Here is a 13275-nt window from a genome sequence, read left to right as displayed (position 1 = left end):
GAAACCTTTTCGCGTCGGCCTCGCCGATCTCGACACGGTCTGTGCACGCTACGGCGACCGGTCGCCGAGCTGTGATCGCAGCGTCGCGGCGTCCTTGTTCCCGGCGCCGGTGTTCAACAGGACGACCGTGTCGTCGTCTCCGAACTCTCCCCGATTTGCCAGCTCGAACGCCCCGCTCGCGGCGGCGGCACAGGTCGCCCCGATCTCGACACCCTCCGTCCGGGCGACCTCGATTGCCGCCTCGAGGATCTCCGCGTCGTCTGTCGACACTGCACCGCCGTCGCTTTCGCGGATCGCAGCCAGGATCTGTCGGCTCGCGCCGGGATCGGGGATCGCGATCCCGTTACAGACCGTGTCCACATCCTCGACTAGTTCGTGTTCCTCGCGCCCGGCTTCGTACGCGTCGACGAGCGGGGCGCAGCCGCTCGCCTGGGCAGCGTACAGCGGCGGCAGATCGTCGATCCAGCCGAGGTCGCGAAGCTCTCTGGCGGCCTTGTGCATACCGACGAGTCCGACGCCACCTCCGGTCGGGTAGACGACCGCGTCCGGACGTTCCCAGTCGAGCTCCTCGAGGATTTCGAGCGCCATCGTCTTTTTCCCCTCGTGGCGGTACGGCGTCACGAACGTCTTCGTCGAGTACCAGTTATCTTCGTCCATCGCTGCCGCGTACGCCTCCCCTGCGTCGCCGATCTCTGAGTCTCCATCGATCGGATCGGCGACGTGCAGCTTCCCGCCGTGAATCTCCACCATCGCCTTCTGGACGAATCCGGCCCGCTCCGGGAGGAACACGTGTGCGTCCATCCCCGCACGGGCGGCGTAGGCGGCCGCCGCCTGACCGGCGTTGCCCGCCGAGTTGAGCGCGATCGCGTCGGCGCCGTGCTCGCGCGCGGCGGTCACCGCGAGCGACTGGCCGCGGTCCTTGAACGTTCCCGTCGGGTTCTGCCCCTCGTCTTTTATCAGTACCCGACCGACGCCCATCGCGTCCGCGAGGGAGGGACACTCGACAAGCGGCGTCGTTCCCTCGCCCAGGCTGACTGCGGTCTCGGGTGGAAACGGGAGTAGCTCCGCGTACCGATACATCGAATCATCCCGCCGGTCGGAAAGCGTGTCGGGCGCGAGTTCGACCGCCTCGAGGTCGTACCGAGGGTCGAGGATCCCATCGCATTCGGGACAGCGGTGGGTCGTGGTTTCGGGATCGAACTGCGTCCCACAGTCGAGACACACGAGGCCGACGAACGCGTCGGTCGTTCGCATGGACGAACCGTTTTGCCGGGCGCGTAATGAGCTGTGGGACCCGGCAACCGGCTCCTCTATCGCTCACCGGCGGTTCTGTGGATGCCCCGCGTCGACGAGTACGCGTCGCGGATATTCGATCAGTCGAGGAGAACGGCGTTGACCTGCCCGGTCTGTCCGGGACGGGAGGTGACCCGGGCACGTCCCTCGCTGGTCTGGATGATCGCGCCCTTCGTGATGATGTTCCGGCGAACGTAGTTGACGTTGGACGGGTTCTCGACGACGTCCTCGATTTCGGCGGTAACCGTTTCGCCGTCCGACGTCGCGACCTGCGCGACGTCCGTCGACAGCGCGCGGACCTTCATCCCGGTTCCCCGGGAGTCGATGTACTGGAGACGCTGTTCCCCGACGGTCGTTTCGGCGGGTTCGCGGCCGAGCTGGTAGCGCTTCTTGTTTCGGAACGTCTTGAGTCGTCCGCCCGTGCGTTTCCGCTTCGAGCGTCCCTGATCTTTCATATCCGCGTGAACGGCGAGCGGCTACTTGAACCTCTCGAAGCGGAATCGCCGAGGACCCGATCACTGGAGATACGATGGCTCCTCGGCGTCGCAGTTCTCCTCGTGTTTTTCGGCGTCCGCACGCTCGTCGAACAGCAGGCCACACTTCTCGCATTGATACCACGTCATGTCGTCGCGCTGTGTGGTGGTGACCATTACACGATGGTTCGTCGTCGGGGGCCAAAACAATTCGCCCTGTCGACCGGACAGTGTTCGGATGGACGTCGACCGGGAATCCCGTCATTCCCCGGGGGCGCCCGTGACGATCTCGACGCCCGAGGAGGCGCCGATCCGGTCGGCGCCGGCCTCGAGCATCTCCAGTGCCAGATCGTAGGTTCCGATCCCGCCGCTCGCCTTCACCGGCAGATACTCCGACAGCAGCTCGACGTCCGCGAGGGTCGCGCCGCCGTCGGCGAACCCCGTCGCGGTTTTCACCATGGCCGCGTCGGCGTCCCGAACGGCCTCGGCGGCGCGGTGTTTCTCCTCGTCGGTGAGCAACGGCGCTTCAATTATCACCTTGACAGGGATCGGCACGGCGGCGACAACCTCGGCGATATCGTTTTCGACGGTCTCGAGGTCTCCGGACTTCAGCCGGCCGACGTTCGCCACGAGATCGAGCTCGTCAGCGCCGTCCTGCCAGGCACGGACCGCCTCCTCCCGTTTCACGTCGGTCGCGTGGTGACCGTGCGGGAACCCGATCACCGTCGCGAGCGTCACCGACGGGGCAGCCGTTTCGGCCTCCGGAACGTAACACGGCGGAATGCAGGCGTTCATCCCGTACTCCTCGGCTTCCGCGAGGAGGTGTTCGACGTCGTCGTCGGTGGTTGTCGGGCCCAGCACCGTGTGATCGATTTTCGCGGCGAGTTCCGTTCGATTCATGCGTGGTGCATCGGCGTGGCGGTTGAAAGGCGTATGGTTCAGCCAGGAAGCGAGTCGTACCCCGATGCGGTTTCGTCGCGTTATCGCCGTCGTCAGACACGCCCCTCGAAACAGCAGTCGAGAACGCAACGTTTTCGGGGCGACCACACAGCTTCACGGGTATGCAGTCGCCCGTGACCGTGACGTACCTCTCGACAGTTCACCCGGGGCAGCTACTGCTCCCGGAGGGATTCACGCTGCCCCCTGTCCCGTATCTAGTCGGTCTACTGATAGCGATCGGGCTGGTCGGCTACGGGCTGTACGTTCGCCGTCCTGACGTCGACGCGGTCATCGTGGTCGCGTTCGCGCCGTGGATGGCCGTCGGGTCGGCGCTGCACGTGCTGTACGTCCTCGGCGCTCTCCCCCCCGCGGTCGCGCCGCTTGCCGGCACGCCCTCCGTTTATCTCTCAGTCGGCGCGGTAGCTGGGGGCTTCTGGCTCGCGGGCGTCGAACTGGTCCGTTCGGGCGTCACGATCGGCGACGGGGACGTGACGGTTCCGATCGTCGTTGGCGCGCCCGGGATCGCCGCGCTTCTTGCAGCCGCCGGCGCTACCCTCGCCTTCGGGGCCGCAGCCGGAACGCTACAGCCGGTCTGGCCGACCTTTGCCGCGCTCGTTACGCTCCCGGTGACTGCCGTCGCCTGGCTCGTGTTGGTCCGTATCGCCCCCGGAGCGAGACGGATCGGCGCAGTCGGCGTGCTGGTGATCTTCGGCCACACGCTCGACGGAATCTCGACGGCGATCGGCGTCGACGTGCTCGGGTTCGGCGAGCGGACGCCGCTGTCGCAGCTGATCCTCGATGTCGGTGCGGCGCTACCGACGGCGTCGCTTATCGGCTCCGGCTGGCTGTTCGTACTCGTGAAACTGGCCGTCGCCGGGCTCGTCGTCGCCCTCTTCGATGACTTCGTCCGGGAATCGCCCGCGGAGGCGTATCTCCTGTTGGGTCTCGTCGCCGCCGTCGGCCTGGGACCGGGAGTACACAACCTCCTGCTTTTCGCCGTCGCCGGCGTTTGATCCGGTCACGGCTCCGGTGACGTTCACACTTTGTCTTCGAAAACGCGCTCGTCCCGCAGCGCCCGGAGGACGTCCTGTCTGGCCACGATCCCGACGAGCTTGCCGTCCTCGCCGACCACCGGGAGCCGGTTGATGTCCCGCTGATCGTCCGCGAGGAGGTCGACGATCTCGGCAAGCTCCGTCCCGGGACCGACCGTGATCACCTCCTCCGTCATCACTGCAGAGACCGGCTTGTCCGCGTTTCGCAGGAGGTCGACGCCGAGGTCTATCTCGTCCCAGGAGACGTCGACCGCGTACGTCAGCATGTCGACGAACGGCGGAAAGCCCACCGGAATCCACAGCGTCCGATCCTTGGTCTGAAAAAGGCTTACGAGGTCCGTCTGCGTGACGATTCCCACGACGACGCCGTCGTCGTCGACGACGGGGAACCCGTTGAAACTCGCTTTCGCCAGCCGGCCGAGCACGTCGGCGACGTCGTCGTCCGGCGAGACCGTCTGCACGTCGGTCGTCATGAGATCGCGAGCGTACATACCCGACCCGAGGCGCGGCGGGGACGTAGGCCTTCCGGGAGGCAAACCGCTTTGTGGTTCCCGACGCCATCTGCGTGTATGCGACCCAATCTGGCCCAGCTCGACGCACACCTTTCGGCGGAGGACGCCCACGCCTATCTCATCGAGGCCGACAGCGACGACGCGAACCAGCTGTATCTCTCCGGATTCGACGCCTCCGACCCGTTCGTGACGACCTACGTCGCGGACAAAAGCGAAACGCAGCTTCTGGTCTCTGGACTTGAGTACGGCCGAGCAAAAAAGGAGTCCCGCGCCGGTCGAGTGTTTCGACACGCCGACTTCGGCTTCGAGTACGGCGATCGGGAGGCACGGTACGACATGTACGTCTCGTTCCTCTCCCGGGTCGCGGACGCCGAGGCGTCCGAACTCACGGTTGCGGTTCCGTCATCGTTCCCGCTCGGCTCGGCCGAACAGCTCCGGGAGCGTGGCGTCGAACTCGTCGTGGACGACGACGACACGATCGGCGGGATGCGGGCAGTCAAAACCGACGAGGAGATAGACCACGTCCGGGACGCACAGCGGGCCAACGAGGCGGCCATGCGGACTGCCGAGGGGCTGATCGCGGCGGCCGACGTCGACGAAACCGGGACGCTGGTCTCGGACGGCGAACCACTCACGAGCGAAGAGGTCAGATCCGAGATCGAGATCACTCTGCTGCGTCACGGCTGTTCGCTCGACGAGACGATCGTCGCCTGCGGGAGCGGGGCCGCCGACCCACACGACCGCGGCTCCGGGCCGCTTTCGGCGGGCGAACCGATCATCGTCGACATCTTCCCGAAGTCGAAGGCGACGGGGTACCACTCGGACATGACTCGCACGTTCTCGAAAGGCCAGCCGTCAGAGACGATCCGGGAGTGGTACGATCTCACGCGGGAGGCACTCGAAGCCGCACTGGACGCGGTCGAACCGGGTGCGACCGGCGCGGAGGTCCACGGGGCGGCCTGCGAGGTGTACGAAACCGCAGGCGAGCCGACGCTCCGTTCGGATCCCGAGACGGAAACCGGATTCATCCACTCGACGGGTCACGGCGTCGGGCTCGACGTCCACGAGTCGCCGTCCCTGTCGCCCAGCGGAGGCGAACTCGAGGCCGGCCACGTGATCACGGTCGAACCTGGGCTGTACGACCCCGCACACGGGGGCGTCCGGATCGAGGACATCGTCGTCGTCACCGAGGACGGCTACGAGAACTTGACAGAGTATCCGATCGAACTCGTCGTCGAGTGATCGGTCACGTATTGATCCTCGGGTAAGCGGCCACTGAGCGCCCCGGATATCACAACACCCACAACAGGGGCCGGTTTCGCAAACCGCTTCTACTGGGGTATCCAAAGGCGCCTGTGCGCTGGCGATACGGCTACACCGTTCTCGCGCTGTGTACGCTCGCGTTCGCAGCCACGATGGTCGCCAGACTTGCGATCAGTCCGGTCGTACCGATCGTGCGTGCGGATCTCGGGCTGTCGAACACGCTCGTGGGGGTGGCGCTGTCGGGAATGTGGGCTGCCTACGCGCTCTCGCAGTTCCCCAGCGGCGTATTCGGCGACAAGTTCGGGGAGCGGCGGGTCATTCTGGCGGCCGTCGGGTTGACTGCGGTCGCCAGCCTGCTTTTGGCGCTGTCGCCCAATGCCGTTGCGTTCACACTGTTTGCAATCGTGCTCGGTGCCGGTGCGGGGCTGCATTATTCCGTCGCGACGACGTTTATCACGAAGCAGTTCGACGACATCGGTCGCGCGATCGGCGTCCACGTCTCCGGAGGTCCAGTGGCGGGGCTTCTGGCACCACCGGTCGCCGCGGCCCTGGGTGCCCGGTACGGCTGGCGCGTCGCACTCCTTTTGGGTGCCGCCGTCGCACTCCCCGTGTTCGTCGTGTTCTGGTGGCGCATCGAGCCCTCGCCGCCGGAACGCCCGGAACAACCGGTTCGCGAACGGTTCGAACTCGGTCCCGTCGTGGAACTGCTCCGTCGCCCGGAGATCGCCTACACGACGCTTCTTGCAGTGCTCGGCGCCTTTACCTGGCAGGCGACAGCCTCGTTTCTCCCGGCGTTCTTCGAGGGCCATCACGGACTGTCGCCGGCGATGGCGAGCCTCTTTTTCTCGGCGTACTTCCTGATCCACGGTGCGACACAGCCGCTCACTGGCGCACTGTCTGATCGCTTCGATCGCGATTCTGCGGCGACGCTCACCATGGCGCTGGGCGTGTTCGGATTTTCGCTCCTGGTCGTGAGCGACTCGGCAGTCGCCTGGATGGGCGCCGTGCTGCTGGTCGGTGTGGCGATGTCGTGGGGAGCGCCGGTGCAGTCGCGGTTCATGGATCATCTGAGCCGGGACGAACGGGGGGCTGGGTTCGGGCTGGTTCGGACTGTCTACATGATCCTCGGGGCGTCCGGTTCGGTCGTCGTCGGACTGCTCGCTGACCTGGCCGGGTGGGACGTCGCGTTCGGGTTGCTCGCGGGCGTGATGGCGGTCGGCCTTCTGGCGTTGCTTGTAAACCGGCTCTTCAAACTCGGCGTGTGAGCCGTCACTCTCGTGGGAAAATTTCGCCGACCTCGTACGACAGGAGAACACCGTCGTCGAGCCGATCGACGCCGACGAGATCGAGTTCGGGAAACGCCTCGATGAACCCGTCCCCGTCAGCGAGCGTCGGGGCGTTCCGGCCGCCGATCACGAACGAGCCGACGTACACGGACAGTTCGTCGACCAGACCAGCCTCGAAAAGCGAGTAGACCAGTTCGCCGCCACCCTCGACCATCAGCCGGTCGATTCCCTCCGCCGACAGCGCCTCGAAGGCCGTCGGGAGATCGACCCGGCCGTCGTCGGTGCCCGCAACCAGAACGGTCGCGCCTGCCCCCCGGAGCGCCTCGAGACGGTCCCCGGGAGCGCCCTCGCCGACGAGTACGTAGACGGTCGCTTCCCCGTCGAACAGCTCCGCGTCCGGCGGCGTTCGTGCCCGGGTATCGACGACGACCCGAGCGGGATGGGCCGGACGTCCGTTCTGGAGCCGGGTGACTCGCCGCTGCTCCTCCTTGACGCCGAGGTTCGGATCGTCGGCGAGCACGGTCCCGACGCCAACCGCGATCGCATCGGCTGCAGCCCGGAGCCGATCTACGCGATCAAAGTCCTCGGGACCGGAGATCGGCAGCTGTTCGCGACGGCGCGTCGAGAGCTTCCCGTCGACGCTCGTTGCCGCGTTGACGACGACGTCCATACCGGTTTCTGGCGAGGGTCCCTTGAAAAGGCGACGGAAGTTCTCGGACAGCGTTTTGTGACCGCAACCGGTAGTCCCTCGCGTGAAACGGACGATCCGAACAGTTCTGTGGAACGACGACGAACGTCGCGCCCGAACGCCCTGGCGGCTGCTCGCTTCGAGTTTCGTGTTCGTTGTTTTCACACTGCTTTTCGGGATCGCGGCGGTCGCGGTCGCGGGGGCTGCCGGAATCGATCCGACCGCGTTCGACGAGTTCACCATCCTCGCAATCGGCTCGCTGCTTTCGGTCCCCGCGACGGCGGCGGCACTGTGGGTCGGGGCGCGATACGTCGACCGTCGGGTGCCCAGCGATTACGGGCTCCGGATCGATCGCGAGTGGTGGGTGGATCTCGGGTTCGGACTCGTTCTCGGAGCCGGGCTCCAGTCCGGGATCGCCCTCGTCGGCCTGCTCGCCGGCTGGTACGCGGTGGACGGAGTGTTCGTCGCCGACGGGTCCATCCTCGCCGGGGTGGTGCTCGCACTTGTGCTGTTCGTCTCGGTGGGCGTCGTCGAGGAACTGCTCGCGCGAGGGTGGCTACTCACCAACCTCGCGGAGGGGCTGAGGGCCCTCGGAACGCGTGCTGCGGTCGGGTTCGCTGTGGTGGTCTCATCGGGGATTTTCGGCGTCGCTCACCTCGCGAACCCGGGTGCCTCTGTCGCTTCGGCGGTGGTCATCTCGCTTGCCGGCGTCCTCCTTGCGCTGGGATACGTCCTCACGGGAGAGCTCGGGATCCCGATCGGGATCCACGTTACCTGGAACTTCTTTCAGGGACCGGTGTTCGGACTCGGGGTCAGCGGCCTCGAGCTACCCGTCGCGGTGGTCGCGCTCGATCCGGTCGGTCCCGACTGGGTAACCGGCGGCGGGTTCGGGCCCGAGGCCGGACTGCTCGGGTTCCTCGCCGTCGTCGCGGGGATCGCGGCGACCGTTCTGTGGGTTCGACGTCGCAAAGAAACAGTGGATGTCCACGAGTCGATCGTCGAACCCGGCCTCCGGCACGCCGCCGAAGACTGATCGCCCGAGCCCGGGTTCTGACTCGCTCACGCCTCCACGATGTCGGCTTTGAGCTGTTCGACCGTTTCCTCGTCGAGTTCGAGTTCCGGATGCGCGGCCTCGACGTGTTCGGCCGCCTGTTCCATTACTGTGTCCTCGCTGTCTCCCTGACAAACACCGTCACAGCCGTCGACTGGGCAGTCGAGTCGGAGTGTCATTGCGTCTTTTCGTACAGTCGGACGTGTCAAAGGTGTAGCTCGCTCGCCAGCCACCGGTGTTGTACGCGATAGTTTTAAGTTCGGTTACTCTTCCCAGAACTTCCGGAACTGCGAGGGGAGAAACTCCGGTTTCATCCCGACGAACTCCCGTCGTTCTGTTTCCGGGAAGAAGTCGTGAACGGAGTGGATCGCCCCGGATACGTACCGGTTGCCGACGACGATCCGGACGCCACGCTCCTCGGGGCCGCGGATCACGCGACCCAGCGCCTGGCGAACCTGGCGGACCGCCGGGATCGTGAGCGCGTACTCGAAGGCGTTCCCCTCGCCGAACCGGGCGCTGTAGGCACGCTCGACTGCCTGCACCCGGGGGGAACCGATGTTCACGAGCGGAACCCCGAACACTGCACACGTGTGCAGGTCGTCTCCCTCGTAGTCGACACCCTCCGTGAGCGTCCCGCGAGTGCTCGTGACGAGCACCGACGGGTCGCCGCCGACGAACTCCCGTTTCAGCTCCCGGGTCTTCTCGTGGCCCGTAGACTGATCCAGCAACACCTGTTTGTCGATCTCCTCTTCGAGCCGCCCTGCAGCCCACGCCGCCTCGGCGTAGTTGGGCCAGCAGAGCATCACGTTGCCGTGGCTCTCTGCGATCAGGCGGGCGACGTAGGCGTATCGCTCCCGGGTCGCGTTCCGGTTGTCGATTCTGGGTTCGCCACGGTTTCGCTTCGTGAACGGTTCGACGTCGACGATCCAGCTCGCGCGGTTGGTCTCGGGAAACGGTAGCTCGTAAGTTCGCGAGGAAACCGTCCGCGGCGGGTCACCGTCGCGTTCGAGCGCCTCGAGCCCGGACACCTCCTCGAAGATCGAAAGCGGCGCAAGCGTCGCGCTCATCAGCACGCCGCCGCCGAACTCCTCGAAGACGCCCTTGATCCGGTCGGAGGGCATGCAGTTGTACATGACTAGCGAGGCGTTGTACTCCCGCTGCCAGGGTCTCTCCACGTTGCGACGGTCGAAGTCGGTGCGTTCCAGTTCGATCTCCCTGAAATACTCCGTGTGGTCCCGCTCCCACCACTGTCCGAACAGGGCGCCGACAGCTGTACAGACGGTCTCCCGGTCGATCCCGGACGCCTCCAGCGCGTTCTCGACTGCGGCGCCGACGGCGCTCAGCCGTCGGAAGGCGCCACCGTCGTAGCCGCTCGTTTCGGCCCAGCGGGTGAACTCGTCGGGTTCGGGTTCGGCCGGGTTTCGAAGCTCGATTTCGAGCGTTTCGTCGGGAAGCGATTCCCACGCGAATCCGGCTGCGTAGCCGTCGAACCGATCCCGGAGTTCCTCGTCGACTCGTCGTTCGAGCCACTCCAGGACTTCGCCGTAAAACTCTCTGGCCTCGTCGACGTGTTCGATTTCGACGTCGTTGTAAGCGAGATGCTCCTCGATCGTTTCGGCGCCGCGGCCGGTCTGTCGAACGCGTTCCAGCAGTACGCCGAGGTCCCGTCGCGCCTGTTTGATCGTCGCGTAGCCGACCGTGTCGGTGAGCAGCCCCCGAACGCGTCCCTCGAGACGGTGAGCCTCGTCGAGGATCACCAGGGTCCGCTCGTCGACCACGGGATCGACGATCGCCCGGCTTGCCGAGTCGAACAGGTGGTTGTAGTTCCCGATCACGACGTCGGCGTTGTCTACGAGCACCATCATCGCCCGGTGGGGACAGACGCCGGCACCGACCGAGTCGGGGAGGAACTCCTCGCTGGTGACGACACCGCAGTCCCCCGAGTCGAACGTCACCGGCGAGCCCTTGTCACGGGCATACCAGTCGGCTTCGAACGGGCAGTAGAGGCGCCCGTCCCCAGAGTCGAGCAGTTCCGAGGGTGTTGCCGGCTGCGTTGGCGGGTACGGCGCCGATCGGCCGGCAGTCCGCAACGGGGAACTGCTGGCGTCGGGGTCCAGCTGTGTGGCGTCGACGAGTGCCCTCGCCTTCGCCGGATCCCACCACTGCTCGTCCTCGCCCGACGGCCGCGAGTCACGCCCGTCTCCAGTGGAGACGTATCGCTCGTTCACTTCGAGGCGACTGTCTTCGGAGACGAGTTCCGCGGTCGTCTCCCGGAGCGTCTCACACCGGTCCTGGACGCTTTTTCCCTCCGGGAACGATCCCTCCCGGCCGTACGGACAGAGATCTCGCTTCCCGACGAGGGCAACCCCGGCGAGGGGTTCTTCGAGAGTTTCGTTCATCGTTCGGAGGTCCTCGACGAACTGTCGGCGCTGCTGTTTCACGGGTGTCGCAACGATCGCGTTCTCGTACTGGTCGGTCTCCCGAATCAGATATCCCGCGGCAGTGAGCGCCGCCATCGTTTTTCCTGTTCCACAGGGCCCCTCCATGGCCAGGAACCCCGACTCTTCTGCGGCCGAGATGATCCGTTCGATTGCGTCAGCCTGGTTGGCGTACGGCGAGTCGAAGCCGAAGTACGGCGACCACTCGGGGGACGAACTGTCGGAGGCAGACTGGGAACGATCGGACACGGGCTATCGGTGGATACACACGGGGGAACAAAACCGTTGTCAACTTCCCTCCGGTCGGTCTCCGATCACTTCTTCCCGGTACGGGATCGTTCAGCCGTCCCGTTCCGTGAGGTCTGCCTCGGGTTCGACTTCCGAGACGGCGTCGGTGGGATCCACGACGGTGGTGTTTCCGTTCCGATCCCCGGTCGATACGAGAAGTTCTCGGGTTTCCTCCGGGGACAGCGAGTCGTCTGCGGACTTCACCAGGGCAGCGGTGCCTGCCACGTACGGTGCCGCCGCGGACGTTCCGATCACTTCGCCCCCGGCCGTTTCGACGGTTCCTGGCCCGGCGATCATCGAGTCGTGTCGGGAACTGTCTGCCCGCAGCAGTTCGTCGCGAGTCGCTGCACCGACCGCGAGGACGGACCCGGTCGAGGCGGGTTCGAGGACGCTCTCGTGTGGATCCCTGTGGCTCAAGGGTTGGTGGAGCGAAAACAGTCGGAGCTGTTCGGGCGGGGCGACTTCTTCGGGCGTTCGAACTGCCGCGTAATACGAGCCCTCCGGAACTGTCGCGTCGATGCCCACTGCACCGTCTGTGTCGGTGTCGCTGGCGACGACGACGTCGCGGGCGTCGGACCGGTGTTTGAACAGGTACAGTTCGAACGGGTGGTCCGACTCCCAGTAGAGCCGCAACGACACCGATCCGTCTATCGCCCCCTCGCCGATCTGGTTCGCCTCGGTCGCCCGATCGAACGGGATCCACCCCGACCCCTCGACCGTCCCGGCCCAGTGTTTGTTGCCGTAGTTCCCCGCGGAAGTGACGAACAGGACGTCCTGCTGGGACGTGTACTCGGCGGCCCAGCCGAATACGGCCGCTGTCCCCCTGTCGGTCGGGGCGTAGCTTCCCGCATCGAGTATCACGTCGACGTCGGCGTCCACGAGCCACGCGATCGCACTCCTGTAGGTGTGGCTTTCCGGAGACTCGCCGACCTCAGCGAGATACAGTTCGGCGTCCGGTGCCGAACCGGAGACGACGCTTGCAACCTGTGTACCGTGATCGCTCGTGGAATCTCGTGTCAGCTGTGTTCCCGAATCGTGGAGCCTCGCCCGGTCGGCGACGCCCTGTCCCAGGTTGCCGTAGGAACCGAACGAGGAACCGACGATCCCGATCTTGACTCCTTCGCCAGTTATGCCACGGTCGTGCACCGCCTGGATGTCCTCGTCGGGATCGGCGGCAGCGAGGCCGACCGCGTCGGTTCCGTCGACGACGTCGGTGCGAGTGTACTCTGCGGGCGGTACTGCAAGCACCGCGACCAGTACGATCGCCGATACCACCACCACGCGAACCGTCGGCCGGAGCGTCCGATCGTCCAGACGACCACGGCGATCTCCCGACATTCGTCTCACCTCCAGACGTGGAACGCGAGCAAGACGCCGAGAACGACGAGGCCGCCCGCGAAGAAGGCGACTCCCGGCGGGAGGAATCCGAACACGGGCTCTGCGGCCGTTACGCTGTCGCCGACCCGCGGGAGCGACTCGGGCGTGGTTTCATCGAGCACGGCAGTCGCAAACCACCATTGCACCAGGACGCTCCCGACGAGCAGGGCGATCACAGCTCCGGCGAGATCCTCAATCGAATCCAGGAGACTCGAGGAGTCACCCACACACACCACCAGGGCGTCGTCGCTGGGAGCGTACACCTTCATCTCCCGTCCCTTGCTCGAGTATCGGGTGTCCGCTACGTACACCAGATCCGCCTCCTGGAGGTTCGAGAGGTGGTGTTTGACGTTCTGGAGGGACGTGTCGATCCGGTCGGATAGCTCGGAAGCGGTGGACGGCTCCTCGTGAAGCGACGCAAACAGTTCCCGGGCAGTCTCCGAACTGAGCGAGCCGAGGAGCCGATCCGTGTCGGCGTCCTCGAGTTGAACGACCCGGAGCCCGCGCTCCTCGTCGACCAACTCCGGGTCGGAGTCCGTCGGCAACAGCCCGGACATGTATTCTCCTATGTCCGGGAAGACAAAATAGTTCTGTTACATGTCGGCATGGAACAGG

At 65.7% G+C, this 13275-nt stretch carries 14 protein-coding genes; 4 read left to right on the top strand and 10 right to left on the bottom strand.

Going from position 1 to position 13275, the window contains the following annotated elements; genetic code table 11:
* Nucleotides 1–48: 48 nt before the first annotated feature.
* From RH858_RS13515 to deoC, 4 genes are all read right to left on the bottom strand, one after another.
* The gene (locus tag RH858_RS13515) at nt 49–1254 is read right to left on the bottom strand and encodes a threonine synthase (RefSeq protein WP_259532981.1); all 1206 of its coding nucleotides are present in this window, start codon (nt 1252–1254) and stop codon (nt 49–51) included.
* Nucleotides 1255–1373: 119 nt separating this feature from the next.
* Entirely contained in the window at nt 1374–1748 is a 375-nt protein-coding gene (locus tag RH858_RS13510) for a 30S ribosomal protein S8e (RefSeq protein WP_259532980.1), read from the bottom strand.
* A gap of 60 nt (nt 1749–1808) precedes the next feature.
* Nucleotides 1809–1943 (bottom strand): hypothetical protein, encoded by a 135-nt coding sequence (locus RH858_RS13505; protein WP_259532979.1) that lies wholly within the window; start codon nt 1941–1943, stop codon nt 1809–1811.
* 84 nt (nt 1944–2027) lie between these two features.
* Complete coding sequence (deoC, locus tag RH858_RS13500) at nt 2028–2666, bottom strand: deoxyribose-phosphate aldolase (protein ID WP_310562138.1); 639 nt, start codon at nt 2664–2666, stop codon at nt 2028–2030.
* 161 nt (nt 2667–2827) lie between these two features.
* On the opposite strand from deoC, the gene RH858_RS13495 reads away from it, so the two are divergent.
* Complete coding sequence (locus tag RH858_RS13495) at nt 2828–3718, top strand: DUF63 family protein (RefSeq protein ID WP_310562137.1); 891 nt, start codon at nt 2828–2830, stop codon at nt 3716–3718.
* A gap of 23 nt (nt 3719–3741) precedes the next feature.
* Here the strand turns inward: RH858_RS13495 and RH858_RS13490 are convergent, their stop codons facing one another.
* On the bottom strand, nt 3742–4248 hold the full coding sequence (locus RH858_RS13490; RefSeq protein WP_259532976.1) for a CBS domain-containing protein: 507 nt from the start codon (nt 4246–4248) through the stop codon (nt 3742–3744).
* 78 nt (nt 4249–4326) lie between these two features.
* Between RH858_RS13490 and RH858_RS13485 the strand changes: the two genes are divergently transcribed.
* Together RH858_RS13485 and RH858_RS13480 are read left to right on the top strand one after the other, a co-directional pair.
* Nucleotides 4327–5511 (top strand): Xaa-Pro peptidase family protein, encoded by a 1185-nt coding sequence (locus tag RH858_RS13485; protein WP_310562136.1) that lies wholly within the window; start codon nt 4327–4329, stop codon nt 5509–5511.
* A 113-nt stretch (nt 5512–5624) separates the two neighbouring features.
* Complete coding sequence (locus RH858_RS13480; RefSeq protein WP_259532974.1) at nt 5625–6797, top strand: MFS transporter; 1173 nt, start codon at nt 5625–5627, stop codon at nt 6795–6797.
* A 4-nt stretch (nt 6798–6801) separates the two neighbouring features.
* Here RH858_RS13480 and RH858_RS13475 read toward each other — a convergent pair whose 3' ends face one another.
* The gene (locus tag RH858_RS13475; protein WP_259532973.1) at nt 6802–7488 is read right to left on the bottom strand and encodes a 2,5-diamino-6-(ribosylamino)-4(3H)-pyrimidinone 5'-phosphate reductase; all 687 of its coding nucleotides are present in this window, start codon (nt 7486–7488) and stop codon (nt 6802–6804) included.
* A gap of 82 nt (nt 7489–7570) precedes the next feature.
* Between RH858_RS13475 and RH858_RS13470 the strand changes: the two genes are divergently transcribed.
* Entirely contained in the window at nt 7571–8539 is a 969-nt protein-coding gene (locus RH858_RS13470) for a type II CAAX endopeptidase family protein (protein ID WP_259532972.1), read from the top strand.
* Between the two features lie 26 nt (nt 8540–8565).
* Here RH858_RS13470 and RH858_RS13465 read toward each other — a convergent pair whose 3' ends face one another.
* The 4 genes from RH858_RS13465 to RH858_RS13450 form a co-directional block, all read right to left on the bottom strand.
* Complete coding sequence (locus RH858_RS13465; RefSeq protein ID WP_259532971.1) at nt 8566–8736, bottom strand: DUF1059 domain-containing protein; 171 nt, start codon at nt 8734–8736, stop codon at nt 8566–8568.
* An 84-nt stretch (nt 8737–8820) separates the two neighbouring features.
* Nucleotides 8821–11244, bottom strand: a complete 2424-nt coding sequence (locus RH858_RS13460; RefSeq protein WP_310562135.1) for an ATP-dependent DNA helicase — start codon at nt 11242–11244, stop codon at nt 8821–8823.
* A 90-nt stretch (nt 11245–11334) separates the two neighbouring features.
* Nucleotides 11335–12621 (bottom strand): S8 family serine peptidase, encoded by a 1287-nt coding sequence (locus RH858_RS13455; protein WP_310562134.1) that lies wholly within the window; start codon nt 12619–12621, stop codon nt 11335–11337.
* A 5-nt stretch (nt 12622–12626) separates the two neighbouring features.
* On the bottom strand, nt 12627–13217 hold the full coding sequence (locus RH858_RS13450) for a helix-turn-helix domain-containing protein (RefSeq protein WP_310562133.1): 591 nt from the start codon (nt 13215–13217) through the stop codon (nt 12627–12629).
* Nucleotides 13218–13275 lie beyond the last annotated feature (58 nt).

This window comes from Halalkaliarchaeum sp. AArc-GB (assembly GCF_031432225.1).
Taxonomy (GTDB): Archaea; Halobacteriota; Halobacteria; order Halobacteriales; family Haloferacaceae; genus Halalkaliarchaeum.
The sequence above is the reverse complement of the archived record's forward strand: the minus strand, read 5'-3'. Positions and strand labels throughout refer to the sequence as shown.

Bases quoted from the DNA above. Each gene is read 5' to 3' on its own strand.
- RH858_RS13450 (WP_310562133.1), bottom strand. From the start codon at position 13,217: ATGTCCGGGCTGTTGCCGACGGACTCCGACCCGGAGTTGGTCGACGAG.
- RH858_RS13455 (WP_310562134.1), bottom strand. From the start codon at position 12,621: ATGTCGGGAGATCGCCGTGGTCGTCTGGACGATCGGACGCTCCGGCCG.
- RH858_RS13475 (WP_259532973.1), bottom strand. From the start codon at position 7,488: ATGGACGTCGTCGTCAACGCGGCAACGAGCGTCGACGGGAAGCTCTCG.
- RH858_RS13510 (WP_259532980.1), bottom strand. From the start codon at position 1,748: ATGAAAGATCAGGGACGCTCGAAGCGGAAACGCACGGGCGGACGACTC.
- RH858_RS13505 (WP_259532979.1), bottom strand. From the start codon at position 1,943: ATGGTCACCACCACACAGCGCGACGACATGACGTGGTATCAATGCGAG.
- RH858_RS13490 (WP_259532976.1), bottom strand. From the start codon at position 4,248: ATGTACGCTCGCGATCTCATGACGACCGACGTGCAGACGGTCTCGCCG.
- RH858_RS13515 (WP_259532981.1), bottom strand. From the start codon at position 1,254: ATGCGAACGACCGACGCGTTCGTCGGCCTCGTGTGTCTCGACTGTGGG.
- RH858_RS13495 (WP_310562137.1), top strand. From the start codon at position 2,828: ATGCAGTCGCCCGTGACCGTGACGTACCTCTCGACAGTTCACCCGGGG.
- RH858_RS13465 (WP_259532971.1), bottom strand. From the start codon at position 8,736: ATGACACTCCGACTCGACTGCCCAGTCGACGGCTGTGACGGTGTTTGT.
- deoC (WP_310562138.1), bottom strand. From the start codon at position 2,666: ATGAATCGAACGGAACTCGCCGCGAAAATCGATCACACGGTGCTGGGC.
- RH858_RS13485 (WP_310562136.1), top strand. From the start codon at position 4,327: ATGCGACCCAATCTGGCCCAGCTCGACGCACACCTTTCGGCGGAGGAC.